Genomic DNA, 24,866 nt, shown 5'->3' on the forward strand with positions numbered 1-24,866 from the left:
ATTTTCACAAGGTAGAGCCGCCACATATGGGCCTTTTCGAGCTTTCGCAGACCGGCGGCGCCTTCCTGACGCTAGGCATCGTCGGGGTCATGTTCATCCTGTTCCTGCGCGAGACCTTCCCGACCGAAGTGGTGGCGATCGCCGGGGCCGCCGTGATGCTGGCCACCGGCGTTCTGCCCTATGATGACGCGCGCCTGGTGCTGGCGAACCCGGCGCCGTGGACGATTGCCGCGATGTTCATCATCATGGGCGCGCTGGTGCGCACCGGCGCGCTGGATGCGTTCACGGCCCTTGCCAGCCGCCACGCGCGCACCAATCCGGCGCTGGCCATCGGGCTCTTGATGGCCTTTGTCGTGGGGTCCAGCGCCATCGTCAGCAACACGCCCGTCGTGGTGGTGATGATCCCGGTGTTCATGCAGATCTCGAAGACCATGGGCCTGGCCCCGTCCAAGCTGTTGATCCCGCTGAGCTATGCCGCGATCCTTGGCGGCACGCTGACCCTGATCGGGACATCGACCAACCTGCTGGTGGACGGCGCGGCGCGGGCCAACGGGCTGGCACCGTTCACGATCTTCGAGGTGACGCCGCTGGGGGCCATCCTGGTGGTCTGGGGCATGATCTACCTGCGCTTCATCGCCCCCTGGCTGCTGCCCGAACGCGACAGCATGGCCAACCTGCTCAGCGACAAGCGCAAGATGAAGTTCTTCACCGAGGCGGTGATCCCCCCCGAAAGCAACCTGATCGGACGTGAAGTCTCGGGCGTGCAGCTGTTCAAACGCGAAGGCGTGCGGCTGATCGACGTGGTGCGCGGCGATCTGTCGTTGCGGCGCAATCTGGCGGGCGTCAGCCTGCAGGTCGGCGACCGCGTGGTGCTGCGCACGCAGATGACCGAACTGCTCAGCCTGCAAAGCAACAAGGAACTCAAGCGCGTCGATCAGGTGTCTGCGGTGGAGACCCAGACCGTCGAGGTGCTGATCACGCCGGGCTGCAAGATGATCGGGCGCTCTCTGGGGTCGATGCGGCTGCGGCGGCGCTACGGCGTCTATACGCTGGCGGTGCACCGTCGCAACCAGAACATCGGCCAGCAGCTTGACGATCTGGTGGTGCGCGTGGGCGACACGCTGCTGCTGGAAGGCGCGCAGGAAGACATCGCGCGGCTGGCGTCCGACATGGACATGGTCGACGTCTCGCATCCCTCCAGCCGCGCGTTCCGGCGCGGCCATGCCCCGATTGCCATCGGCGCGCTGATCGGCATCGTGGCGCTGGCGGCCTTCGGCGTGGCGCCGATCCTGCTTCTGAGCGTGCTGGCGGTGGCACTGGTGCTGATCACCCGCTGCATCGACGCGGACGAGGCGTTTGAATATATCGACGGCAGTCTGCTGGCGCTGATCTTCTCGATGCTGGCCATCGGCGCCGCACTCGAGGCATCGGGGGCCGTGGCGCTGATCGCCAATGGCATCGCGCCGGTGATCGGGGATTTCCCGCCCTTCTTCATCATCTGGGCAATTTACCTGCTGACCAGCGTGCTGACCGAACTGGTCAGCAACAACGCGGTGGCCGTGGTGATGACGCCCATCGTCATCGGCCTCGGCACGGCGCTGGGCATCGACCCGCGCGCACTGGTGGTGGCGGTGATGGTGGCGGCAAGTGCATCCTTTGCCACGCCCATCGGCTATCAGACCAACATGCTGGTCTACGGCCCCGGCGGCTACAAGTTCACCGATTTCATGCGCGTGGGCATCCCGCTGAACCTCAGCGTCGGCCTGCTGGCCTCGGCGATCATTCCGATGATGTGGCCGCTATGAGGGCGCAGGGCAGGGGCAGCGCATGACCGAACACCAGGGCGCACCGCGCTTCGAGACGGCGGGAGACAGGAACAGAATGCGGAACACGACCTACGGCGTTGCCCTCACCCTGATGCTTGGCTGGCTCTTCTGGATCGGCAAGCCGGTGCTCTTGCCGGTGCTTGCCGCACTGATCTCGGTGTATATCCTGCTGGCCGCTGCCGCCGCCATGCAGAACCTGCCGGTGCTGGGCCGTCTGCCCGACTGGGCGCGGCGGACGTTCATCCTGCTGGTGTTCACGCTGGTCGTGATCTTGCTGTTCATCCTTGTCATCAACAACCTGGCGCAGGTCGCCACCGTCCTGCCGCGCTACGAGAGCAACCTGGAACAGCTGATCACCCGCAACGCGAGCCTTTTGGGGATCGAGGACGAGCCGACCTGGGAAAACGTGCGCAGCGTCACGCTGGACCAGGTGGACATCCGCAACTGGATCGCGCCCGCGCTGCTGTCGCTGCGCGGCTTCGGCACCACGCTGTTTCTGGTCGTGCTCTACGCCAGCTTTTTCATCGCCGAGCGCGGGGCGATGACCCGCAAGGTGGTGATGGTCATGGGCGGCGAGGAGGCCGGAAGCCGTGCCATCCTGCTGTTGTCGCGGGTCAACGACCGGATCGGGCAGTACCTCTTCGTCAAGACCACGCTCAACATCATCCTGGGCGCGCTGTCGTTCGGCATCATGCTGCTGCTGGGGATCGAATTTGCCCTGTTCTGGGCGGTTCTGATCGCATTCCTGAACTACATCCCCTACATCGGCTCGCTGATCGGGGTGATCTTTCCGGTGCTGCTCAGCCTCGCGCAATTCGGCACGCTGAGCATGGCGGGGGCGGTGCTGGTGGCGCTGACGGCGGCGCAGGTCTTTGTCGGTGCCTACCTCGAGCCGCGCCTGATGGGCCGCGCGTTCAACCTCAGCCCCTTCGTGGTGCTGCTGGCGCTGGCGTTCTGGAGCACGCTCTGGGGCTTGCCGGGTGCGCTGCTGGCGGTGCCGCTGACCGCCAGTCTGGTGATCGTGCTGGCCGAGATCCAGTCGGCGCGGCCTATCGCGATGCTGCTGTCGGCGAACGGCAAGGTCTGAGGCGGTCAGCCGATCGCCTGCGACCGTCCCGCATTGCGACCCGAAAAGATGCAGCCGCCCAAAAACGTGCCCTCAAGCGCGTTGTAGCCGTGATAGCCGCCGCCGCCAAAGCCCGCGACTTCGCCTGCCGCGAACAGCCCCGGCACCGGTGCCCCGTCCGCGCCGATCATCTGGCTGTCGAGGTTGGTCTGCAACCCGCCCAGCGTCTTGCGCGTCAGGATGTGCAACTTGACCGCGATCAGCGGGCCGTTCGCGGGATCTAGGAACCTGTGCGGCTTGGCGGTGCGGATCAGCCTGTCACCCCGATAGTTGCGCGCCGCGTGGATCGCCATCATCTGCGCATCTTTCGAGAATGGATTGTCGACCTGCGCATCGCGCGCCACGATCTGCGCGCGCAAGGCATCCACCTCCAGCGGCACATCCCCGATGCGGTTCATCCCCGCGACCAGCGTGTCCAGGTCGTCGGCCACGACAAAATCCGCGCCATGTTCCTTGAACGCCTCTACGGGGGCTGTCGCGCGCCTGCCCGACAGAATGCGCTGGCGGATCACCTCGGCCCATTTTCCGGATGTGAAATCGGGGTTCTGCTCGGACCCGGACAGAGCGAATTCCTTCTTGATGATCTTCTGGGTCAGCACGAACCAGCTGTAATCATGGCCCGTCGCCAGGATCGCGCGCAGGGTGCCCATGCTGTCGAAACCGGGCAGGGCGGGCGGCGCGAAACGCTTGCCGGTGGCGTCGAACCACATCGACGAGGGCCCCGGCAAAATGCGGATGCCGTGCGCGGGCCAGATCGGGTCCCAGTTCTTCACGCCTTCGGTATAATGCCACATGCGGTCGCCGTTGATGACATGCCCGCCCGCCTGCTGCGCGATCGCGATCATCCGGCCATCGACATGGGCGGGCACGCCCGCGATCATCTCCTTGGGCGCGGGGCCAAGCCGCTGGGTCGGCCAGGCCTTGCGCACCATCTCGAAATTGCCGCCGATGCCGCCGGACGTCACGATGACCGAGGCGGCCTTGAGCGTGAAATCCCCCACAGGCTCACGGCTGGTCGAGGCCCCGCGCGGGGTCGGGTCGTCGGCCAAAAGGGTGCCCGACACGCCGGTCGCTGTCCCGTTCGCCATGTCGATGCGGTCGACCTGGTGGCGAAAGCGAAAGTCGATCAGCCCGGCAGCTTCATGCTCCAGACAGCGGCGGCTGAAATGTTCGAGCGTGCCGGGGCCGGTGCCCCATGTGATATGAAACCGCGGCACCGAATTGCCGTGACCGTCGGCAAAACCGCCGCCGCGCTCGGCCCAGCCCACCACCGGGAACCAGCGCAGGCCCATCCCGTGCAGCCAGGGGCGCATCTCGCCTGCGGCAAAGTCGATATAGGCCTCGGCCCATTTGCGCGGCCATGCGTCCTCGGTCCGGTCAAAGCCCGCGCTGCCCATCCAGTCGCCCAAGGCCAGGTCGCGGCTGTCGCGAATACCCATGCGCCGCTGCTCTGGCGTGTCGACCATGAAGAGGCCGCCCAGCGACCAGAACGCCTGACCACCGAGGCCACTGCGCGGTTCCTGATCGACGACGATGACCCGCTTGCCCCGGTCGCCCAGCTCGGCCGCGGCGGCCAGTCCGGCCAGCCCCGCGCCCACGATGATGGCGTCTGCCTTGTCCATGATGCTCTCCCTTAGGGAGAGCGTAGCCGCGCAGGGGCGAGGGGTTCCAGTGTTTTGTGAGGGGTGCAGGGCACGCAACCGCCCTGCGGAAAACCGCAGGCCAAAGGCCCCCTGCACCCCTAGCGTCAGCAGATCACGTTGAACGCGGGCCCGTAAGGATAGCCGGTGATGTTCTCGTGGCCTTCATCGGTGATCACCAGGATGTCATGCTCGCGATACCCGCCGGAGCCGGGCGTGCCTTCTGGCACGGTCAGCATCGGCTCCATCGAGATGACCATGCCCGGCGCGAGGACCGTGTCGATGTCCTCGCGCAGTTCCAGACCCGCCTCGCGGCCATAGTAATGCGACAGGATGCCGAACGAGTGCCCGTAGCCGAAGGTGCGGTATTGCAACAGGTCACGTTCTGCGAAGAATGCGTTGATCCGGTCCGTCACGTCCGCGCAGCTTGCCCCCGGTTTCAAAAGGCTCATGCCGTATTCATGCGCGGCGACATTGGCCTCCCAGATCGCAAGGCTGGCGGCGTCCACCGTGTCCACGAACAGCGTCCGCTCAAGCGCCGTGTAATACGCGCTGATCATCGGAAAGGTATTCAGGCTGAGGATGTCGCCCGGTTGCAACACGCGTCCGGTGACGGGGTTATGTGCGCCATCCGTGTTCATGCCGGACTGGAACCACACCCATGTATCGCGGTACTCGGCATCCGGAAAACGCCGGGCGATTTCCAACTCCATCGCGTCACGGCCCGCCATGGCGACGTCGATTTCGCGGGTGCCTGCCCTGATCGCGTCCCTGATGGCATAGCCACCCACATCCGCCACCTGCGCGCAGGACCGGATCAGCGCGATTTCAGCCGCAGATTTGTGCATCCGCTGACGCATCGTGATCGGCGCGACATCCAAGGTTGCTGCAGGCTTCAGGAAGCTGACCAGCAGATCGCGTTGGGCAAGGGTCAGGTGATCCGCCTCGTATCCGATGCTTCGGCCCGCACCGGTGACGGACAAGACCGCCCGCCAGTGGTTGTTCCGTTGCCAATCCGTATAGGTGATGTTGTCGCCATGGCTGCGTCGCCACGGCTGGGCCGCGTCGATCCCGGCGCTGATGGTCACATCCTCGGTCTGGGTCACGACCAGAGCATAGGGCCGCCCGAACGCACAGTAGAGAAAGCCCGAGTAATAGGCTACGTTGTGCATCGAGGTGAACACGCAGGCGTCAACGCCGTTGGCCTGCATGTCCGCCCGCAGGCGCGCCAGGCGCGTTTCGTACTCCTGCGCGTCAAAGGGAAGGGTCTTTTCACCCTGATGGAAACGAAAGAATTCTGGACGATCCATTTCTGGCTCCTTCATCATGCCGCGGCGCGGACCGAAGGAAGGCGACCTTCCTCGACTGCGCGGCAGCAAAGAAAAATCCCGGCGTTCAGGAAGGGGAAAAGGGGGGTGCACGTAAATGCTGGCGACGCCATCGCCGACCCTTCGGAATTCTATGATCGAAAACCGCTGTCGAAGGCAAGATTTTTCTGGGCGCGGGCCTCTAACCTCTCACAAAGGCCAGAAGAACAGGATCGCCGGGATCGAGACGCAGACCACGATGATCTCCAGCGGCAGCCCCATGCGCCAGTAGTCGCCAAAGCGGTAGCCGCCGGGACCCAGGATCAGGGTGTTGTTCTTGTGCCCGATGGGCGTCAGGAACGCCGAGGAGGCGGCGACAGCCACCGCCATCAGGAACGGATCGGGGGACACGTCCAGCGTCTGTGCCATCTGGATGCCCACGGGCGCTGCGACGATGGTGGTGGCGGTGTTGTTCAGCACATCCGACAGCGTCATGGTGACGACCATCAGCACGCTCAACACCACCCAGGCGGGCATGCCGTCGGTCAGACCGACCAGCGCGCCCGAGATCAACTCGGTGCCGCCCGAGGTCTCCAGCGCCGCCCCCAGCGGGATCATCGAACCCAGGAGCACGACCACAGGCCATTCGATATGGGTGTAAAGTTCCGACAGCGGCACAATGCGCGCCAGCACATAGGCGATGACCACCAGACCCAGGGCAATGGGCAGGTAGATCAGGCCAAAGCTCGCGGCAGCGACGGCCCCGGCGAACAGGCCGATCGCCAGCCAGACCTTGGAATTCTCGGTGACGGCCAGCCCGCGATCCGCCAGCGGCAGCACCCCCAGCCAGTCGGTGACGTGCCCTGCGGTGTCGCGCGGCACCAGCAGCAACAGGATGTCGCCGGCCTGCAACGCGGTCTTGCGCAACTCGGACGTGATCTTGCGACCCCTGCGCGAAATGCCCAAGAGCACCGTGCGCTGACGCCACGCCAGCCCCACGGTCTGCGCCGACCGCCCGTCCAGCCGCGAGCCTTCGCGCACCACCACTTCGATGATCTCGACACCTTCGCCATCGGCGTTCAGCCGTTCCTCGCGGTCGGCATCGGCAAGGCTGAGGTTCAGCGTCGTGCGGAATTCGTCCAGCGCGTCGGGCGTCGCCTCGATCACCAGCGCATCATCGGCCTGCAATTCGACGTTGCGCGCCGATCCATAGCGGCGCTTGCCGTCGCGGATCAGCCCCAGAATGGCCACGTCGGCGCTGTCCGCGGCCTCCTGCAGCTCGGCAATCCGCTGGCCGATCAGCTTGCTTTCGGCGGGCACGCGCAATTCGGCGATGTATTGCGAGATGTCTTCCTTGTTCAGCGTCGCATCCTCGCGCGTGGGGATCAGCCGCCAGCCGATCAGCGCCACAAAGGCCAGACCGGCAATCGCCGCGATCCCGCCCACGGGGGCAAAGTCGAACATCCGAAACGGCTCGCCCAGCGATTCCTGCCGGATCGACGCGATGATGATATTGGGCGGCGTCCCGATCAGCGTGGCCATCCCGCCCAGGATGGTGGCAAAACTCAGCGGCATCAGGCTCAACCCCGGCTGGCGGCCCGCCTTGCGCGCGGTCTGGATGTCGACGGGCATCAGCAGCGCCAATGCGGCCACGTTGTTCATGAACGCCGACAGCACACCGCCCACGGCCCCCATGATGGTGATATGCGCGCCCAAGGAGCGGCCCGCGTCGATCAGCGTGCGGGTGATCAGCAACACCGCGCCCGACCGCACCAGCCCCGCCGAGACCACCAGCACCAGCGCCACGATCAGCGTCGCGGGGTGGCCAAAGCCGGAAAACGCGTCCTTTTCGGGCACCACGCCCAGCACCACGCCGGTCATAAGTGCTGCAAAGGCCACGATGTCATAGCGGAACCGGCCCCACAGCAGCATCCCGAAGACGGCACCGAAAAGCGTGAAGAGAATAATCTGATCTGTTGTCATGCGCGGCAACCTAGAGTGCGGTCGCGGCATGGACCAGCGCATTCTTGGCCAGCGCATTCTTGGCCAGCGCATTCTTGGAGGTGTCGGCAGGCAGGGGCTCCGCCCCCGGCGCATGCGCGCCTCCCCCGGGATATTTGCGGCCAAGAGAAACACCGGACGCCGTCCCGTGTGCCAAGGCTTGCAGGCCCCCTGTCGCGTGCACTATAGCAGCCAGCAAAGCCGCGCGGCGGCGCATGTCAGTTGTATATCGGAGGCGTTATGGCAGGCCACTCAAAATGGGCGAACATCCAGCACCGCAAGGGGCGTCAGGACAAGTTGCGCGCCAAGGTGTTTTCGAAGATGTCCAAGGAAATCACCGTGGCCGCCAAGATGGGCGACCCCGATCCCGACAAGAACCCGCGTCTGCGACTGGCGATCAAGGAGGCCAAGTCGGTTTCCGTGCCCAAGGACGTGATCGACCGCGCGATCAAGAAATCGCAGGGCGGCGACAGCGAGGATTACGAAGAAATCCGCTATGAGGGCTATGGCCCCAACGGCGTCGCGGTGATCGTCGAGGCGATGACCGACAACCGCAACCGGACCGCTTCGGTGGTACGCTCGACTTTCACCAAGAACGGCGGCAACCTGGGCGAAACCGGCAGCGTCGGCTTCATGTTCGACCGCAAGGGCGAGATCGTCTACCCGGCCGCCATCGGCGACGCCGACACCGTGATGATGGCCGCGATCGAGGCGGGCGCGGAAGACGTGGAAAGCACCGAGGACGGTCACGTGATCTGGTGCGCCGATACGGACCTGAACGAGGTGTCGACCGCGCTCGAGGCCGAGCTGGGCGAAAGCGACGCGACCCGGCTGGTGTGGAAACCCACCGTCACCACCGAGATGGACCTGGAAAGCATGCAAAAGCTGATGAAGCTGATCGACGCGCTGGAAGACGATGACGACGTGCAGCGCGTCACCGCCAACTTCGAAGCGTCGGACGCGGTGATGGATCAGCTCGGCGACGAGTAACCCATACCACCGGCAACATCCGTGCGCCGCTCCGTCGTCGGAGCGGCGTTTTTGTTGCAGAACAGACCGCGCGCAATGCTGCCCCACCCATGGGACACGGCGGCCTGCGGACGTTGGCGGCGTAGACGGCGCATCACCGACCGCAGGGCGGACAGCCGGTCATTGGCGGTTTCGCCCCCGGCGCGGGCCTGCACGGCAAGGATCTTTTCCTGAGTTTCCAAAGCGCTTTCGATCATCGCGAAATCGGTTTCTGTCAGTTCAAGGCTCAGGGTAATAGCGGACATCGTTAAATTCCTTCGGTTATCAAGTCTTGTGCCAAAAGGCACAGCAATCAAGTCTTGTGCATATGGTGTAAGTTTCGCGCCACGCCAAGCGCTGATCGCAGAAATATGACGGATTTATCAAAGCGTTCACGCACCGGTGATGGCCTGTTGCGATTTGCGCAGGGCTGCGCGCTGCACTAGACAGGTGCGACGCAGGATCGGATTTTCGCACATGACATCGTTTCTACCGGGGTTCTATCTGGGCTTCTCGCTGATCCTGGCCATCGGCTCGCAGAACGCCTTCGTGCTGCGGCAGGGGTTGATGCGCGCCCATGTGTTCTGGGTCTGCCTGACCTGTGCGCTTTCCGATGCGGTGCTGATCAGCGCGGGCGTCGCGGGTTTCGGCGCATTGGCCGAGGCTGTGCCCTGGCTCGAGACGGTGATGCGCTGGTTCGGGGCCGCGTTCCTGATCTGGTACGGCGCGCTGAACGCGCGCAGCGCGTGGCGGGGCGGTCAGGCGCTCGATGCCGCCGATGCGCGGGGCGGCTCGTTGCGGTCGACGCTGCTTGTGGTGCTGGCGCTGACCTGGCTGAACCCGCATGTCTACCTCGACACGCTGATGCTGCTGGGCGCCGTGTCAGCGCAATATCCCGACAAGCTCGCGTTCGGGGCAGGGGCGGTCACCGCCAGCTTCGTGTTCTTCTTCGGCCTGGGCTACGGCGCGCAGCGGCTGCGTCCGCTCTTTGCCAATCCGCGCAGCTGGCAGGTGCTGGATGCAGCGATCGCGCTGACCATGTGGGCGATCGCGGTCAAGCTGATCCTGATGTAGCGCGCCCACGGAACCGCACGTCACGGGCCCGACCGGTCCCAAGGCCCCTTGCACCTCCCCCAACGCTTCCGCATTGATATATCTATGATGGATGGACACGAACCGCGCCCGATGACGGGCATTCTGTGGATGCTGGTCACGGGGCTTTGCTTCGTGGCCGTGACCGCGCTGGTGAAATCAATGGGGCCGTCGATGCCCCCCGCGCAGTCGGCTTTCCTGCGCTATGTGCTGGGGATGGTGTTCCTTATCCCGATGCTGGGCGACGTGCGCCGCGCCAACCTGACCCCGCGCCAATGGCGGCTCTTTACCTTTCGCGGGCTGTTCCATGCGGGCGGCGTGGCGCTTTGGTTCTATTCGATGACGCGCATTCCCATCGCCGAGGTGACGGCGATCAACTACCTCGCGCCGGTCTTCGTGTCGGTGGGCGCTGCGATCTTTCTGGGCGAACGTCTTGCCGCGCGGCGCATCTTTGCGGTGGTGATCGCCCTTGTCGGGGCCGCCGTGATCCTGCGCCCCGGCTTTCGCGAGGTCGCGAATGGCCACATCGCCATGCTGCTGGCGGCGATCGTGTTCTCTGGCTCCTACCTTCTGGCCAAGATCATGACGGACGAGGTCAAGCCGACGGTGGTCGTGTTCATGCTGACCATCTTCGTCTCCATCGGGCTGGCCCCGCTGGCGGCGCTTGACTGGGTGACGCCCACATGGGGGCAGATCGGCGTGCTGGCCTGCGTCGCGGTCTTTGCGCAGGCGGGGCATTACACCATGACGCTGGCCTTTGCCGCAGCGCCGGTGACGGTGACGCAGCCGATCACCTTCCTGCAACTGGTCTGGGCCACACTGCTGGGCCTCCTGGTGTTCAACGAGCCGGTGGATATCTGGGTGGTGCTGGGCGGCGTGCTGATCCTGGCCTCGGTCACCTTCATCACCTTCCGCGAGGCGCAGCTGAAACGCCGCCCGATCACCCCGCCGATTAACGCCACCAAGATGTGACCGGTTTTGCAGCTGTCTTTATTGCCCCGCCTTTATTGATTGACTAGTCAGTAAAAATCCCTGATCCTTTGCGTCCAAGCAAGGAAGGGATAGCCCGTGCCCAAATTGGGAATGGAACCGATACGAAGGTCTGCCCTCGTGCAGGCCACCATCGCCGAGATCGGGGCCGCAGGGTCGCTCGACGTCACCGTGGGCCAGATCGCCCGCCGCGCAGGCATGTCCAGCGCGCTGGCGCATCACTACTTCGGCGGCAAGGACCAGATATTCCTGGCCGCCATGCGTCATATCCTGACCGAATACGCCAGCGAAGTCCGCACCGCGCTGGCTGAAACCACCTGCCATGCCGACCGCGCCGCCGCCATCGTGCGCGGCAGCTTCGCGCAGTCGTGCTTTGCCCCCGCCACGATCAGTGCCTGGATGACGTTCTATGGCCGCGCCGCCTCCAACCCCGAGACCCTGCGCCTGCTGCACCTCTATCAGCGGCGACTGCGGTCGAACCTGACCCACGCCCTGCGCGGTGTCAGCGCCGATCCGGTGGCCGACGCCGAAACCATGGCCGCGCTGATCGACGGTCTCTACCTGCGCGCGGCCCTGTCGGGCACCGACGATGCCGACGCCTGTGCCGCCGCACTGCGCACCCTCAACACCCTGATCCAGAGGCAACCATGACCGACACACCAGCCAAGCAACCCAACATCCTGATCTTCATGGTCGACCAGTTGAACGGCACGCTGTTCCCCGACGGTCCCGCCGACTGGCTGCACGCGCCCAACATCAAGAAACTCGCCGCCCGCAGCACGCGCTTTCAGAACGCCTATACCGCATCGCCGCTCTGCGCGCCGGGACGTGCCGCGTTCATGTCGGGCCAGTTGCCCAGTGCCACGGGTGTCTACGACAACGCCGCCGAATTCCCATCGTCGATCCCCACCTATGCCCACCACCTGCGCCGCGCGGGCTATCACACCTGCCTGTCGGGCAAGATGCACTTTGTCGGCCCCGACCAGTTGCACGGCTTCGAAGAGCGTCTGACCACCGACGTCTACCCGCCCGACTTCGGCTGGACGCCCGACTACCGCAAACCCGGCGAGCGGATCGAATGGTGGTATCACAACATGGGCTCGGTCACCGGATCGGGCGTGGCCGAGATCACCAACCAGATGGAATATGACGACGAGGTCGCCTATCACGCCACCCGCAAGGTCTATGACCTGGGCCGCCGCCACGACGCGCGCCCCTGGTGCCTGACCGTCAGCTTTACCCACCCGCACGACCCTTACGTCGCGCGCAAGAAATACTGGGACCTCTACGAAGACTGCGACCACCTGATGCCCGAGGTCGCGCCGATCCCCTACGACGAACAGGACGCCCATTCCAAACGCATCTTCGACGCGAACGACTGGCGCAGCTTTGACATCTCGGACGACGACGTGCGCCGCTCGCGCCGCGCCTATTTCGCCAACATCAGCTATCTCGACGACAAGATCGGCGAGATCATGGAGGCGCTCGAAGGCACCCGCCAGGAGGCGATCATCATGTTCGTCTCGGACCACGGCGACATGCTGGGCAACCGCGGCCTGTGGTTCAAGATGTCCTTCTACGAGGGCTCATCGCGCGTGCCGATGATGATCAGCGCGCCGCAGATGGAACCGGGCCTTGTGACCGAACCCGTCAGCAACATCGACGTTTGCCCGACGCTGTGCGATCTGGCCGGTGTCTCGATGGCCGAGGTCGCACCCTGGACCACCGGCATCAGCCTGGTGCCGCAGGGGCAGGGGACCACGCGCACCGAGCCCGTGGCGATGGAATACGCGGCCGAAGCGTCCTATGCGCCGATGGTGTCGCTGCGGTCGGGAAAATGGAAATTCAACCGCTGCGCGCTCGACCCCGACCAGCTTTTCGACCTTGAGGCCGACCCGCACGAGCTGACCAATCTGGCGGATGATCCGGCCCACGCCGACACGCTGGCCGATTTCAGCGCCCAGGCCGACGCCCGCTGGGATCTGGACCGCTTCGACGCCGATGTGCGCATCAGCCAGGCCCGCCGCTGGGTGGTCTACGAGGCGCTGCGCGAGGGCGGATACTACCCGTGGGATTACCAACCGCTGCAAAAAGCGTCTGAACGCTACATGCGCAATCACATGGACCTGAACGTGGTGGAAGAAAACGCAAGATACCCGCGCGGCGAGTGACATTGCACTGCGGTGGCGTGAAACGTCGGAAGAGACTAAGCTGACGGCACGCAAAACAAGGCCCGAGAGGCCAATATGGAGGGACATATGTTAACAAGTATCATTTCATTCGGGGTGCTGCTGGCGTTCGCGCTGGTAATCTTCTGCACCATCAAATGGTGGAACCTGCGGCTGGTCGGGCCGGACCCGGTGCCGCTTTATATCTTCATCGCGATCCTGTTCACGTCCGGTCTGGACGTGGGCCTGATCATGTTTCCCATCGCCTTCGACTTTCCGCTCTATGCGGATGTGGCGACCAATCCGGCCTACGATTTCACCAACCCGCTGGCGATCGAGTTCGGCTTCTGGGGCTTTCTGATCTGGGCCTTCTACTTCCTGACCGCCTTTTACTTCTGCGCGATCGAGCCGCGGGTAAAGTTCTTTGACCACGGCATCGTCAAGCTCATCAACAACCTCGTCATCATCACCACCTGTGCGTTCACCGGTGCGCTGTTCCTGATCTACATGCCCTATTACATCCCGCAGATGGGCGACGGCGAAACGGTGATCCCCGCCTTCTACGTGATCTGTTTCCTGGTGATCCTGGCCGCGTCCTACTCCTCGACCGACATCAAGTATGTCAAGTTCCTGTCGGTCGGATCGACGGTGGTGTTCTTTGCGCTGATCATCGGCATGTTCATCAACGCAGGCATGTCGGGCGGCGCATTCGTCGACAACATCAGCCTCGTGGGCGGCTACTTCGGCAACATCCACCAGTTCGTGATCCCGCTGACAGAATACCACGAATTCTACCTGTTCTGGTGGTTTGCGTGGTCGATCATGATCGGCCAGTTCACCTCGCGCTTTGTCGGCGGGCTCAAGACGTGGCAGCTGCTGGCATCCCTGCTGGTGTTCCCGTCGATCCCGCTTGCGGTGTGGTTCTCGGTGGCCTTCTACTACCATCAGAACGCCATCGACATGACCGGGCTGGTCAACTGGTCGATGACCGTCGTGGGGATCCTGTTCGTGATCAACTCGTTTGACTCGCTGATCCGGCTCTACACCGACAACCTGAACCTGACCTCGGACCGCTACGGCAAGGTGCAATACGTGCTGGGCAACGCCGCCCTGCTGTTCGTGCTGACCCTGCTGTTCCAAAGCCAGTGGTTGCAGATCCAGTGGGTCGGCACCGTCGTGATCGGGCTCTATATCGCCTGCCTGATCTACGTGATCGGCAAACGCGACGCGATTTCCGACATGACCAAGACACGGCCGCTTCCGGCCGAATAACCAAACCCCTCCGGCGGTCCGGTCTGCATCCCGCAGGCCGGACCGCCCCCCAGACATCCAAGAGGCCCCCGAATGCAAACCCAACCCGCCGCCAGCCACTTCATCAACGGTCAATACGTCGAAGACACCGGCGGAGACGCCTTTGACGTGATCTATCCCGCCACCGGCGAAGTCATTGCCAGAATGCATTCGGCGACCCCCGACATCATCAATCAGGCGCTCGACGCCGCCCGCGCAGCCCAGCCCGCTTGGGCCGCCATGTCCGGCACCGAACGGGGCCGCATCCTGCGCCGCGCCGCCGACATGATCCGCGACCGCAACCACGACCTGAGCATTCTTGAAACCTACGACACCGGCAAACCCTATCAGGAAACCTCCGTCGCCGACGCCACCAGCGGTGCCGACGCGCTGGAGTATTTCGGCGGTCTCGCGGGCAGCCTGACAGGCGAGCATATCGCACTGGGCGACGGCAACTGGGTCTACACGATCCGCGAAGCTTTGGGCGTCTGCGTCGGCATCGGCGCATGGAACTACCCGACGCAAATCGCCTGCTGGAAGGGCGCACCGGCGCTGGCCTGCGGCAATGCGATGGTGTTCAAACCCTCCGAAACCACGCCGCTCTCGGCGCTGAAAGTCGCCGAAATCCTGCACGAGGCGGGTCTGCCCGCCGGTCTCTACAACGTGGTGCAGGGCCTGGGCGACGTCGGTGCAGCACTGGTCGTCGATCCGCGCGTCGACAAGGTGTCGCTGACAGGCTCGGTGCCCACGGGCCGCAAGGTCTATGCCGCCGCCGCCGCCAGCATGAAACACGTCACGATGGAACTGGGCGGCAAATCCCCCCTCGTCATCTTCGACGATGCCAACCTTGAAAACGCCGTCAGCGGCGCGATCATGGCGAATTTCTATTCCACCGGTCAGGTCTGCTCGAACGGCACCCGCGTCTTCGTCCAGAAGGGGATCAAGGACGCCTTTCTCAAACGCCTGTCCGAGCGGCTGGACAACGCGGTGATCGGCGATCCGATGGACCCCGACACCAGCTTTGGCCCGATGGTCAGCAAACGCCAGATCGACATCGTCGAGGGCTACATCGCCAAGGGCAAGGCCGAAGGCGCGCGTCTGGCCTATGGCGGCAGCCGCATCGACAAGCCCGGCTTCTGGCTGCAACCCACCGTCTTTGCCGACGTCACCGACGACATGGCCATCGCCCGCGAGGAAATCTTTGGCCCCGTGATGGCCGTGCTCGATTTCGACGACGAGGCCGAAGTGCTGGCCCGCGCCAACGACACCGAATTCGGCCTTGCCGCAGGTGTGTTCACCAACGACCTCGCCCGCGCCCACCGCGTCGCCGCAGGCTTCGAGGCGGGCACCTGCTATATCAACACCTACAACGACGCCCCCGTCGAGGCACCCTTCGGCGGGGTCAAGGCCTCCGGCGTGGGTCGCGAAAACTCCAAGGCCGCGATCGAGCATTACTCCCAGGTCAAATCCGTCTTCGTCCGTATGGACGACATGGAGGCGCCATTCTGATGAACGCCGATTACATTATCGTGGGCGCGGGCAGCGCCGGCTGCGCCGTGGCCTACCGTCTGGCCGAAGCAGGCAAATCCGTGCTGGTCATCGAACACGGCGGCACCGATGCGGGCCCCTTCATCCAGATGCCCGCCGCACTCAGCTATCCGATGAACATGCCGATGTACGACTGGGGCTTTCGCTCGCAACCCGAACCGCACCTGAACGGCCGCCGTCTGGCCACACCGCGCGGCAAGGTCATCGGCGGCTCGTCCAGCATCAACGGCATGGTCTACGTGCGCGGTCATGCGATGGACTACGACCATTGGCGCGACAGCGGTGCCGAGGGCTGGGGCTATGCCGACGTGCTGCCCTATTTCAAGCGCATGGAAAACTGGCACGCCAACGGCCACGGCGGCGATCCTGATTGGCGCGGCTCTGACGGCCCCCTGCACGTCGCGCGCGGCCCCCGCAAGAACCCGCTGTTCCAGGCCTTTGTCGAGGCCGGGCGCGAGGCGGGCTATCAGGTCACCGACGACTACAACGGCCACAAGCAGGAAGGCTTCGGCCCGATGGAGCAGACCGTCTGGCGGGGCCGCCGCTGGTCCGCCGCCAACGCCTATCTGCGCCCGGCGCTCAAGCACGAAAACTGCAACCTGATGCGCGGTCTGGTGGAAAAGGTGGTGATGGAAGACGGGCGCGCCAAGGGCGTGCAGCTGGCCGGTGGCCGCGTGATCCACGCCAACCGCGAGGTGATCATCGCCGCCTCGACCATCAACTCGCCCAAGATCCTGATGCATTCGGGCATCGGCCCCGCCGCGCATCTGGCCGAACATGGCATCGACGTGGTGGCTGATCGCGCGGGCGTCGGCCAGAACCTGCAGGACCACCTTGAACTCTACCTGCAGATGGCCTCGCTGAAGAAAATCACGCTCTACCGCTATTGGAACCTGTTTTCCAAATCGCGGATCGGCGCGCAGTGGTTCCTGTCGAAAACCGGTCTCGGCACCTCGAACCAGTTCGAGAGCGCGGCCTTCATCCGCAGCAAGGCAGGGGTGCAATACCCTGATATCCAGTACCATTTCCTGCCGATGGCCGTGCGCTACGATGGCAAGGCCGCAGCCGAAGGCCACGGGTTTCAGGCCCACGTCGGCCCGATGCGCTCGGCCTCGCGCGGCGCGGTTACCCTGGCGTCGGGCAATCCGGCAGATGCGCCCAACATCTTGTTCAACTATATGTCCGACCCGCAGGATTGGGAAGATTTCCGCACCTGCATCCGCCTGACCCGCGAGGTCTTCGCCCAGGACGCGTTCAAACCCTACGTCAAACACGAAATCCAGCCGGGCAAGGACGTGCAGACCGACGACGAGCTGGATGATTTCATCCGCGACGAAGTCGAAAGCGCCTATCACCCCTGCGGCACCTGCAAGATGGGCAGCGCCGACGATCCGATGGCGGTCGTGGACCCCCAGGGCCGCGTGATCGGTGTCGATGGCCTGCGCGTGGTCGACAGCAGCGTTTTCCCGCGGATCACCAACGGCAACCTGAACGGCCCGTCGATCATGACCGGCGAAAAGATGGCCGATCATATCCTTGGGCGCAGCCTGCCTGCGGTGAACGACACGCCGTGGGTCCACCCCGACTGGGAAACGCAGCAGCGTTAACCCCAGCAGCGTTAACTCTTGCGTGCGAATTTGGTTGTAGTCGGGGCGCTGCCCTGACTAATTAACCAAATGTTAAGACTTTGTGCGCTCTTTGTTCTGCTCTGCACGCCGCTTGCGGCAGCGCAGGACTTTTCCGGCCCCATAAGGGTGATCGACGCCGACACCATCGACGTGGGCACCACCCGTGTGCGCCTGCACGGCATCGACGCGCCCGAGATGGACCAGACCTGCCTGACCGGGCAGAACACCGTCATCGAATGCGGACGCTGGGCCACCGATCAGGTGCGCGCGCGCTTCCAGAACCGTCTGGCACGCTGCACCCCCATCGAGACCGACCAATACGGCCGCACCGTCGCGCGCTGTGTGGTAGGCGACGTGGACATGGGCCGCGAGATCGTCAGCCTCGGCCTTGCATTTGCCTACAGACGCTACTCCACCGCCTACGTGCTGGACGAAAAAGGCGCCGCCGTGAACGACCGTGGCCTGCACGCGATGCGCGTCCAATCCCCCGCCCAGTTCCGCGCCTCGGGCGCCGCACCCGCACCCGCACCCCAAGCCCCCGCGCAGGACTGCGTGATCAAGGGCAACATCTCGAAGAACGGCTACATCTATCACGTGCCGGGGCAGGAGTTCTACACCCGCACCCGCATCGACACCGCGCGCGGCGAACGCTGGTTCTGCACGGCGGCAGAGGCACGCGCCGCAGGCTGGCGTCCGGCCCGCAGATAGGCGCGGCGCTAAGACCCTCAGCCCACCTGATAGGGCAGCACATCCCGCACATCGGGATCGACCTGCAATCGCCGCTCCAGGGGTGGCACCGACCGCTGGTGGCACTGCTTGCGCTCGCAGATCCGGCAGGAAATCCCGATAGGCTCGAACGCATCGCCGCGCCCCAGATCCAGCCCGTCGGCATAGACCAGATCGCGCGCATGGCTGATCTCGCAGCCGAAGGATATCGCAAACCGCCGCACCGGCGCGCCGAACCGCCCCGCCGGTTTCGACACGTCCCGCGCAAGGCTCAGGTAACGCACCCCGTCCGGCGTTTCCGCCAGCTGCCGCAGAAACTGCCCCGGCTGCTCGAACGCGCGGTGCACGTTCCACAAGGGGCAGGCCCCGCCAAAGCGCGCGAATTGCAGCCGCGTCGCCGAATGGCGCTTGGTGATCTGCCCGGCCTGATCGACGCGCACGAAAAAGAACGGAATGCCCTTGGCGCCGGGCCGTTGCAGCGTCGACAGCCGGTGCACCACCTGTTCGATCGACGCGCCGAACCGGCTCGACAATATCTCGATGTCGTGGCGACAATCCTGCGCCGCCTTCAGAAACGCCCGATAGGGCATCAGCGTCGCGCCCGCGAAATAGTTGGCCAGCCCGATCTTGGCGATGGCGCGCGCCTCGTCCGACTGGAACCGCGCCAGATCCAGCGTCGCCTCCAGCAGCGCATCCTGCCGCACCAGCGCCAGTTGCAGCAGCATCTGGAACGTCTGCGTCTCGGGCGAAATCCGGGTGGAAATCCGCAGGGTTTTGGCCCCGGCATCATAAGACCGGATCAGGTCCATGTCGTGGAATTGCACCGTCACGCCCGCATTGCCCAGCCCCGCCACGACCGCCACGCGGATGTTGCCCGGACGCCCCTCGGCGGTGGCGAAATGTTCGGCGGCACGGTCCACCGCGTCGATGTAGTTGTCGCAATAATGAAAGAAGTCGCGCACCTCTTCCCAGGGGCTCGGACGGGCGCGGGCATCTTCGCGCCCCAGTGCTTCGTCCAGCGACGCCAGCCGCTCGTGGGTCTGGCGGTAACTTCGGTGCAGCGCGATGAACGCGTGGGCCAGCGCGGGCGCATTCGAGGCCGCCAGCCGCAGATCGGCCATCGGCGGCGCGTCACCCGAAAACACCGGATCGGCCAGCGCCTCGCGCATGTCCGACACCAGCCGCTCGCTGTCGCCGGTGCTCAGCTCGGTGACGTCCAGACCGAACTCCTGCGCCAGCGCCAGCACCACGGTCGTGCTGACGGGCCGGTTGTTGTTTTCCATCTGGTTGAGATAGGGCAGGGACACGCCCAGCTTTTCGGCGAAATGCTTTTGCGTCATGCCGATGCGCGTGCGCACCTCGCGCAGCTTGGCACCGGCATAGAGTTTCTGTTGAGCCATGGGCGCGCACCTTTGCAACTTAGCACGCGCCCAGTGTTAGCTTTGCAAACTCAGTCCGGCAAGGCGTCCGGTGCAATCTGGCGTTCGCGCCAATAGACCGTGCCGATCGACACCATCGCCAGCACCGATGTGATCGTCATCATGTACAAGAGCGGAAAGGCCCCCGTTTCGGGCGTCAGCAGCGTGCCGACCAGCCCCGACAGCAACGCGCCGCCGCCGATCTGGATCGCGCCACCCAGCCCCGATGCCGTTCCCGCCAGATGCGGGCGCACCGACAGCATGCCCGCGGTGGCGTTGGGAATGACCAGACCGTTGCCAAGACCCACGAACATCATCATGCCAAAGAACGACCACGGGCTGCCGAGGCCCACCGCGAACAGTGCCAGCGACCCCGCGACCCCGATAAAATTCGAGAAACACCCCACCAGCACCATCCGGTTCACGCCGTACCGCGTGGCAAAGGCCCCGGTGATCGCGTTGCCGACCATATAACCGATGGCGGGCGCGCCAAACACCAGCCCCAGCATCGACGGCGACATGTTGAACAGCACCGAACCGACGAAAGGCGCGCCGCCCAGATAGGCAAAGAACGACCCCGAACAAAAGCCCGACGCCAGCGCATAGCCCCAGAACCGCGGGCTGCGCAGCAATTCGGGGTATTCGCGAAACTGCGCACCCAGTGTCTTGCCGGTGCTGGTCGCCGTCTCGCCAAGGTCGGCCCAGACCACCCACAGCGTGATCGCCCCGATGATGAAGAACGCCCAGAAGTTCGCGCGCCAGCCGAACAGCTCGTCCAATACGCCGCCGATTGCGGGGCTGACCATCGGCACCACCGACATGAACATCGTCACGATGCCGATCATCGACGCGCTTTCGTTCTGGTCGTACAGGTCGCGGATCACCGCGCGGCTCAGCACCATGGCGACGGCGACGACCGCCTGACACATGCGGAAAAACAGGAAGATCTCTGCGGTGGGCGCATAGATGCAGCCCAACGTCGCCACCAGAAACAGCGATAGCCCGCCCAGCAGCACCGGCCTGCGCCCCAGACTGTCGGATATCGGCCCGATCAGCACCTGCATCACCGCGCTGACCCCCAGAAACAGCGCCACCGACAGCTGCATCAGCCTGTATTCGGTGTCGAAATACTCGGTCATGTTCGGCAACGACGGCAGGAACATGTTCATCACCATGGCCGACATGCCCGCAAGCATGACAAGGGTGATCAAATGGGGCGGAGTGGAGCGTTTGAGAAAGCGCACAGTTGGTATACGTTGCATTTCGGGAAGGTAGATCGCGCCTCTGGCGGTGTCCATTGCATTCAGCGCATAGCAGCCATGCGCCTCCGAATGTTTTGCATATTTGCAATTAGCAAATCCATACCGGCAAAGGATTTGCAAATATTCCACAAGATGCTTTTGTGCGCAGGCCGACCCTGATAGCCTGCCTCAAATCGCAACAGGGGCCTGACATGAAAGACATTCTGACCGAACTGGAAGACCGTCGCGCGGATGCGCGTCTGGGCGGCGGACAAACCCGCATCGACGCACAGCACGCCCGTGGCAAGCTGACCGCCCGCGAGCGGATCGAATTGCTGCTCGACGAGGACAGCTTTGAAGAATTCGACATGTTCGTGACCCACCGCTGCACCGACTTCGGGATGGAAAAGCAGAAACCCGCAGGCGATGGCGTCATCACCGGCTGGGGCACCATCAACGGCCGCATGGTCTATGTGTTCAGCCAGGACTTTACCGTGTTCGGCGGCTCTCTGTCCGAAACCCACGCCCAGAAAATCGTCAAGATCCAGGACATGGCGATCCAGAACGGCGCGCCCGTCATCGGCATCAACGATTCCGGCGGTGCCCGCATCCAGGAAGGCGTCGCCTCGCTTGCGGGCTACGCCGAGGTGTTCCAGCGCAACATCATGGCTTCGGGCGTGGTGCCGCAGATCAGCCTGATCATGGGCCCCTGCGCGGGTGGCGCTGTCTATTCCCCCGCGATGACCGACTTCATCTTCATGGTGCGCGACACGTCCTATATGTTCGTGACCGGCCCCGATGTGGTGAAAACCGTGACCAACGAACAGGTCACAGCCGAGGAACTGGGCGGCGCATCGACCCACACCCGCAAATCCAGCGTCGCCGACGGCGCGTTCGAAAACGACGTCGAGGCATTGGCCGAAGTGCGCCGCCTCGTCGATTTCCTGCCCCTGAACAACCGCGAAAAGCCGCCCGTGCGTCCCTTCTTCGACGAGCCGGGCCGCATCGAGACCAGCCTCGACACGCTGATCCCCGAAAACGCCAACACCCCCTACGACATGAAGGAATTGATCCACAAGGTCGCGGACGAGGGCGATTTCTTCGAGATACAGGAAGAGTTCGCCAAGAACATCATCACCGGTTTCATCCGTCTCGAAGGGCAAAGCGTCGGCGTCGTCGCCAACCAGCCGATGGTTCTCGCGGGCTGTCTCGACATCGACAGCAGCCGCAAGGCCGCGCGTTTCGTGCGCTTCTGCGATGCCTTCGAGATTCCGATCCTCACGCTGGTCGATGTCCCCGGCTTCCTGCCCGGCACCGGCCAGGAATTCGGCGGCGTGATCAAGCACGGCGCGAAACTGCTCTTTGCCTACGGCGAGGCGACGGTGCCCAAGGTGACCGTGATCACCCGCAAGGCTTACGGCGGCGCCTATGACGTGATGGCGTCCAAGCACCTGCGCGGCGATTTCAACTATGCCTGGCCCACCGCCGAAATCGCGGTGATGGGCGCCAAGGGCGCGACCGAGATCATCCACCGCGGCGATCTGGGCGATGCGGAAAAGATTGCGAAACATGCCGCCGATTACGAGGCGCGCTTTGCCAATCCCTTCGTTGCCGCCGAGCGTGGCTTCATCGACGAGGTCATCATGCCCCATTCGACCCGTCGCCGGATCAGCAAGGCATTCGCGTCCCTGCGCACCAAGAAGCTGACGAACCCGTGGAAAAAACACGACAATATTCCACTTTGATCGTCGAGGGAACGCAGATGCAGCTGTGCGCGTTGGCTCCAAAAGGAGCAAGCCATGACCAAGGACCACGGAAAGTCCGTCAAGGACGACGAGACCTACGAAGCGCTGCGCGACGACGGCGCATCGAAGGAAAAAGCTGCGCGCATCGCGAATGCGAAGGCCAACGACGACCAGCATCCCTCGAAAAAGGGCGGCAGCCAGCCCCCCTACGAGGAGTGGTCGAAGGGCGATCTGTACGACCGGGCGCAGGAACTGGACATCGACGGACGCTCGGACATGTCCAAGGATCAGCTGATCGACGCCCTGCGCAACCACTGACGTTGCAGGCCGCGCCATGATGCGCGCGGCCCTCACATCTGCGCTGATCGCCGCCTGCGGCCCGCTCTGGGCCTTCGACGTGCCATCGGGGCAGGCGGTTGATCTGCAAGAGGTCCTGATCGACGACACCAGCGGCACCAGCATGGTGCGCTTTCGCTTCCTCGCCCCCGCGATCGCGCGCGAGGGCGGCACTATGACCTACGCCGACAGCGCACCCGATATCGAGGAATTGTGCGCCAGGGTGGTCATCCCCTACATCGCCGAATATGCCCTGACGCCGCAGATCGTGGTGATCTCATTGGCCGACCGCGCGGTCGAATTCGGCCAGCCCGACCCCGACGCAACCCAGTTTTTCGACGCTTTCCGCATCGAAGGCGACACCTGTATCTGGGAGGCTTTTTGATGCCTGCACAATATCTTGCGGCGCGACCCTCATGTGAGCGGAAAGTTGCGACTTTGCCGCCACAACGCGACGGGTTGACGCAGTTCGCATATCTTTCACCTTTGGAATCCGCTATGATCACACCGAGGAAGCCCCAAGGGGCCCTTAACCCTATTGAGGCAGGGTCCGCACGGTCGTGCGACCAAGGCCTTGTGCAACTGAACAGGAGATCCAGATGTCGAAGAGCATCAAACTTTTGGCAATGTTCGGCTTTGTTGCCGTCATCGCAGCCTGTGCCCGCGAGCAGGCAGAAGAATTCGTCGTGGTCGATCCCGAGCCCATCTCGGTCGAGCCAGTCTACACCGGCAAATACAAGTAACGACACTCCAGAGCAGGCCTTCGGGCCTGCTCTGACCCCTGCCTTACGATCCATTCCGGCGCATGGGGGTGTCCCATGCTGAAACATCGTGGTTTCCCCGGTCGCCTCGCCAGCACCGATTATCAATTCACCCTCCGCCGCGCCAACCCCAAGGGCGCCACGCCGCTGATCCGCCGCGAGCGCAAGCGCGACCGCAAACCTGCGGACCGCCGCGCCGATCTGGGGTTCATGAAAGCGCTGTGGGAACAGTTCGGCGACCAGCCATTCGAGCGCGGCAACCTCGACGGCGGCCGCCTGTCCTGGCTCTTTGGCCGCGAGGTGGTCCCGGCGACCGAGGATTTCGACCCCGCAGCCTATGACGCGCTGCTGGTGATCGACGTAAAGGTCGCCCAGGCCTCGTTTCCGGAAGTTTTCGGCGAGCGCTCGGCATGAATTTGCTTGGAAATTCCCACTCTGGGCAAGCATTGGCCGACGCCCGCGCGACGCCCTTGGCGGCAGGGCACCCCCCGTGTCAGGCTCAACCCATGGGTGTCGCGCTCTCACGATTTGCGGCCCCTGTTTACCATCTCCATACCCCTTCCCTCTACGGGCGGTCTTCTGAAGTCATCCAGAGACCGCCCGCCTTTTTGCGCACCGCCGCTGGGCGGAAACCGGCCCATGCACAGTGTCGTGATCGTTTTGAATTGCCGGAACCGTGCAATCTGTCATGCGTTAGCGAGGCACATCTGGCAGTAAAAGGACAACAACCATGCCCCTCAAAGCAATCATTCTCGCAGGCATCGCTTGCACAGGTCTCGTCGCTTGCGGCGACACGCTCGGCGAACAGGCCCTTGTCGGCGGCGCCGTCGGTGCAGGTGCGGCTGCGGTCACATCGGGCAGCGTCCTCACGGGTGCCGCTGTCGGTGTTGCAGGCAACGTCGCCTACTGCCAGGCCTACCCGACCAAGTGTAACTGATAACGCAGACCACACTCCGGTCAGGGCAGGGGCGTCGCGCACGGATGTGCGCCGCCCCCTGACCCGTCGATACATTCT

Annotated in this window: 23 protein-coding genes; 17 read left to right on the top strand and 6 right to left on the bottom strand. The window is 64.1% G+C overall.

Features of this window, described 5'->3' with window-relative positions; all coding sequences use genetic code 11:
• Window positions 1-26 precede the first annotated feature (26 nt).
• Complete coding sequence (locus NTA49_RS11230) at window positions 27-1,805, top strand: SLC13 family permease (RefSeq protein WP_258294859.1); 1,779 nt, start codon at window positions 27-29, stop codon at window positions 1,803-1,805.
• Window positions 1,806-1,881: 76 nt separating this feature from the next.
• A complete protein-coding gene (locus tag NTA49_RS11235) occupies window positions 1,882-2,913 on the top strand; it encodes an AI-2E family transporter (RefSeq protein ID WP_258294860.1) in 1,032 nt (343 codons plus the stop codon).
• A 5-nt stretch (window positions 2,914-2,918) separates the two neighbouring features.
• On the opposite strand, the gene NTA49_RS11240 is transcribed toward NTA49_RS11235, so the two are convergent.
• The 3 genes from NTA49_RS11240 to NTA49_RS11250 form a co-directional block, all read right to left on the bottom strand.
• On the bottom strand, window positions 2,919-4,574 hold the full coding sequence (locus NTA49_RS11240) for an FAD-binding dehydrogenase (RefSeq protein ID WP_258294861.1): 1,656 nt from the start codon (window positions 4,572-4,574) through the stop codon (window positions 2,919-2,921).
• A gap of 125 nt (window positions 4,575-4,699) precedes the next feature.
• Window positions 4,700-5,902 carry an aminopeptidase P family protein gene (locus NTA49_RS11245; RefSeq protein WP_258294862.1) on the bottom strand — a complete coding sequence of 401 codons (1,203 nt, stop codon included), beginning with the start codon at window positions 5,900-5,902 and terminating at the stop codon, window positions 4,700-4,702.
• A 207-nt stretch (window positions 5,903-6,109) separates the two neighbouring features.
• Window positions 6,110-7,882: an SLC13 family permease gene (locus NTA49_RS11250; protein ID WP_258294863.1), complete on the bottom strand. Its 1,773-nt coding sequence runs from the start codon at window positions 7,880-7,882 to the stop codon at window positions 6,110-6,112.
• Window positions 7,883-8,140: 258 nt separating this feature from the next.
• Between NTA49_RS11250 and NTA49_RS11255 the strand changes: the two genes are divergently transcribed.
• Window positions 8,141-8,890 (top strand): YebC/PmpR family DNA-binding transcriptional regulator, encoded by a 750-nt coding sequence (locus tag NTA49_RS11255; RefSeq protein WP_258294864.1) that lies wholly within the window; start codon window positions 8,141-8,143, stop codon window positions 8,888-8,890.
• Here NTA49_RS11255 and NTA49_RS11260 read toward each other — a convergent pair.
• The gene (locus NTA49_RS11260; RefSeq protein WP_258294865.1) at window positions 8,872-9,174 is read right to left on the bottom strand and encodes a hypothetical protein; all 303 of its coding nucleotides are present in this window, start codon (window positions 9,172-9,174) and stop codon (window positions 8,872-8,874) included. The genes NTA49_RS11255 and NTA49_RS11260 overlap by 19 nt on opposite strands.
• 211 nt (window positions 9,175-9,385) lie before the next feature.
• Here NTA49_RS11260 and NTA49_RS11265 point away from each other — a divergent pair, with 211 nt between their 5' ends.
• From NTA49_RS11265 to NTA49_RS11300, 8 genes are all read left to right on the top strand, one after another.
• On the top strand, window positions 9,386-9,982 hold the full coding sequence (locus NTA49_RS11265; protein WP_258294866.1) for a LysE/ArgO family amino acid transporter: 597 nt from the start codon (window positions 9,386-9,388) through the stop codon (window positions 9,980-9,982).
• Between the two features lie 84 nt (window positions 9,983-10,066).
• Window positions 10,067-10,972: a DMT family transporter gene (locus tag NTA49_RS11270; RefSeq protein ID WP_258294867.1), complete on the top strand. Its 906-nt coding sequence runs from the start codon at window positions 10,067-10,069 to the stop codon at window positions 10,970-10,972.
• 96 nt (window positions 10,973-11,068) lie between these two features.
• Window positions 11,069-11,641, top strand: a complete 573-nt coding sequence (gene betI / locus NTA49_RS11275) for a transcriptional regulator BetI (RefSeq protein WP_258294868.1) — start codon at window positions 11,069-11,071, stop codon at window positions 11,639-11,641.
• Entirely contained in the window at window positions 11,638-13,161 is a 1,524-nt protein-coding gene (betC, locus tag NTA49_RS11280) for a choline-sulfatase (protein ID WP_258294869.1), read from the top strand. The genes betI and betC overlap by 4 nt, the downstream gene beginning before the upstream one ends.
• Window positions 13,162-13,248: 87 nt before the next feature.
• Complete coding sequence (locus tag NTA49_RS11285; RefSeq protein WP_258294870.1) at window positions 13,249-14,430, top strand: hypothetical protein; 1,182 nt, start codon at window positions 13,249-13,251, stop codon at window positions 14,428-14,430.
• A gap of 72 nt (window positions 14,431-14,502) precedes the next feature.
• Window positions 14,503-15,957: a betaine-aldehyde dehydrogenase gene (gene betB / locus NTA49_RS11290; protein ID WP_258294871.1), complete on the top strand. Its 1,455-nt coding sequence runs from the start codon at window positions 14,503-14,505 to the stop codon at window positions 15,955-15,957.
• Complete coding sequence (gene betA, locus NTA49_RS11295; protein WP_258294872.1) at window positions 15,957-17,603, top strand: choline dehydrogenase; 1,647 nt, start codon at window positions 15,957-15,959, stop codon at window positions 17,601-17,603. Before betB ends, betA begins: the two co-directional genes overlap by 1 nt.
• Window positions 17,604-17,672: 69 nt before the next feature.
• Complete coding sequence (locus tag NTA49_RS11300; RefSeq protein WP_258294873.1) at window positions 17,673-18,332, top strand: thermonuclease family protein; 660 nt, start codon at window positions 17,673-17,675, stop codon at window positions 18,330-18,332.
• 17 nt (window positions 18,333-18,349) lie between these two features.
• Here the strand turns inward: NTA49_RS11300 and NTA49_RS11305 are convergent, their stop codons facing one another.
• Window positions 18,350-19,750, bottom strand: coding sequence for a helix-turn-helix domain-containing protein (locus NTA49_RS11305; protein WP_258294874.1), 1,401 nt, complete (start codon window positions 19,748-19,750; stop codon window positions 18,350-18,352).
• Window positions 19,751-19,800: 50 nt separating this feature from the next.
• Entirely contained in the window at window positions 19,801-21,030 is a 1,230-nt protein-coding gene (locus NTA49_RS11310) for a multidrug effflux MFS transporter (RefSeq protein WP_261368276.1), read from the bottom strand.
• A 191-nt stretch (window positions 21,031-21,221) separates the two neighbouring features.
• Between NTA49_RS11310 and NTA49_RS11315 the strand changes: the two genes are divergently transcribed.
• The 6 genes from NTA49_RS11315 to NTA49_RS11340 all read left to right on the top strand — a co-directional run bounded on the left by NTA49_RS11315 (window position 21,222) and on the right by NTA49_RS11340 (window position 24,788).
• Window positions 21,222-22,754 carry an acyl-CoA carboxylase subunit beta gene (locus NTA49_RS11315; protein ID WP_258294876.1) on the top strand — a complete coding sequence of 511 codons (1,533 nt, stop codon included), beginning with the start codon at window positions 21,222-21,224 and terminating at the stop codon, window positions 22,752-22,754.
• Between the two features lie 54 nt (window positions 22,755-22,808).
• Window positions 22,809-23,072, top strand: a complete 264-nt coding sequence (locus tag NTA49_RS11320; RefSeq protein WP_258294877.1) for a DUF7218 family protein — start codon at window positions 22,809-22,811, stop codon at window positions 23,070-23,072.
• Window positions 23,073-23,091: 19 nt separating this feature from the next.
• The gene (locus NTA49_RS11325; protein ID WP_258294878.1) at window positions 23,092-23,475 is read left to right on the top strand and encodes a DUF6497 family protein; all 384 of its coding nucleotides are present in this window, start codon (window positions 23,092-23,094) and stop codon (window positions 23,473-23,475) included.
• A gap of 214 nt (window positions 23,476-23,689) precedes the next feature.
• Window positions 23,690-23,833, top strand: a complete 144-nt coding sequence (locus NTA49_RS11330) for a hypothetical protein (protein ID WP_258294879.1) — start codon at window positions 23,690-23,692, stop codon at window positions 23,831-23,833.
• Window positions 23,834-23,908: 75 nt separating this feature from the next.
• Entirely contained in the window at window positions 23,909-24,265 is a 357-nt protein-coding gene (locus NTA49_RS11335; protein ID WP_258294880.1) for a hypothetical protein, read from the top strand.
• Between the two features lie 316 nt (window positions 24,266-24,581).
• Window positions 24,582-24,788: a hypothetical protein gene (locus NTA49_RS11340; RefSeq protein WP_258294881.1), complete on the top strand. Its 207-nt coding sequence runs from the start codon at window positions 24,582-24,584 to the stop codon at window positions 24,786-24,788.
• Window positions 24,789-24,866: the final 78 nt, after the last annotated feature.

Origin of the sequence: Pseudosulfitobacter koreensis (assembly GCF_024733015.1) — a bacterium.
GTDB classification, from domain to species: Bacteria; Pseudomonadota; Alphaproteobacteria; order Rhodobacterales; family Rhodobacteraceae; genus Pseudosulfitobacter; species Pseudosulfitobacter koreensis.

Coding starts and splice junctions, on each gene's coding strand:
- NTA49_RS11230 (WP_258294859.1), top strand. CDS start 27: ATGGGCCTTTTCGAGCTTTCGCAGACCGGCGGCGCCTTCCTGACGCTA.
- NTA49_RS11235 (WP_258294860.1), top strand. CDS start 1,882: ATGCGGAACACGACCTACGGCGTTGCCCTCACCCTGATGCTTGGCTGG.
- NTA49_RS11240 (WP_258294861.1), bottom strand. CDS start 4,574: ATGGACAAGGCAGACGCCATCATCGTGGGCGCGGGGCTGGCCGGACTG.
- NTA49_RS11245 (WP_258294862.1), bottom strand. CDS start 5,902: ATGGATCGTCCAGAATTCTTTCGTTTCCATCAGGGTGAAAAGACCCTT.
- NTA49_RS11250 (WP_258294863.1), bottom strand. CDS start 7,882: ATGACAACAGATCAGATTATTCTCTTCACGCTTTTCGGTGCCGTCTTC.
- NTA49_RS11255 (WP_258294864.1), top strand. CDS start 8,141: ATGGCAGGCCACTCAAAATGGGCGAACATCCAGCACCGCAAGGGGCGT.
- NTA49_RS11260 (WP_258294865.1), bottom strand. CDS start 9,174: ATGTCCGCTATTACCCTGAGCCTTGAACTGACAGAAACCGATTTCGCG.
- NTA49_RS11265 (WP_258294866.1), top strand. CDS start 9,386: ATGACATCGTTTCTACCGGGGTTCTATCTGGGCTTCTCGCTGATCCTG.
- NTA49_RS11270 (WP_258294867.1), top strand. CDS start 10,067: ATGATGGATGGACACGAACCGCGCCCGATGACGGGCATTCTGTGGATG.
- betC (WP_258294869.1), top strand. CDS start 11,638: ATGACCGACACACCAGCCAAGCAACCCAACATCCTGATCTTCATGGTC.
- NTA49_RS11285 (WP_258294870.1), top strand. CDS start 13,249: ATGTTAACAAGTATCATTTCATTCGGGGTGCTGCTGGCGTTCGCGCTG.
- betB (WP_258294871.1), top strand. CDS start 14,503: ATGCAAACCCAACCCGCCGCCAGCCACTTCATCAACGGTCAATACGTC.
- betA (WP_258294872.1), top strand. CDS start 15,957: ATGAACGCCGATTACATTATCGTGGGCGCGGGCAGCGCCGGCTGCGCC.
- NTA49_RS11300 (WP_258294873.1), top strand. CDS start 17,673: ATGTTAAGACTTTGTGCGCTCTTTGTTCTGCTCTGCACGCCGCTTGCG.
- NTA49_RS11305 (WP_258294874.1), bottom strand. CDS start 19,750: ATGGCTCAACAGAAACTCTATGCCGGTGCCAAGCTGCGCGAGGTGCGC.
- NTA49_RS11310 (WP_261368276.1), bottom strand. CDS start 21,030: ATGCAACGTATACCAACTGTGCGCTTTCTCAAACGCTCCACTCCGCCC.
- NTA49_RS11315 (WP_258294876.1), top strand. CDS start 21,222: ATGAAAGACATTCTGACCGAACTGGAAGACCGTCGCGCGGATGCGCGT.
- NTA49_RS11320 (WP_258294877.1), top strand. CDS start 22,809: ATGACCAAGGACCACGGAAAGTCCGTCAAGGACGACGAGACCTACGAA.
- NTA49_RS11325 (WP_258294878.1), top strand. CDS start 23,092: ATGCGCGCGGCCCTCACATCTGCGCTGATCGCCGCCTGCGGCCCGCTC.
- NTA49_RS11330 (WP_258294879.1), top strand. CDS start 23,690: ATGTCGAAGAGCATCAAACTTTTGGCAATGTTCGGCTTTGTTGCCGTC.
- NTA49_RS11335 (WP_258294880.1), top strand. CDS start 23,909: ATGCTGAAACATCGTGGTTTCCCCGGTCGCCTCGCCAGCACCGATTAT.
- NTA49_RS11340 (WP_258294881.1), top strand. CDS start 24,582: ATGCCCCTCAAAGCAATCATTCTCGCAGGCATCGCTTGCACAGGTCTC.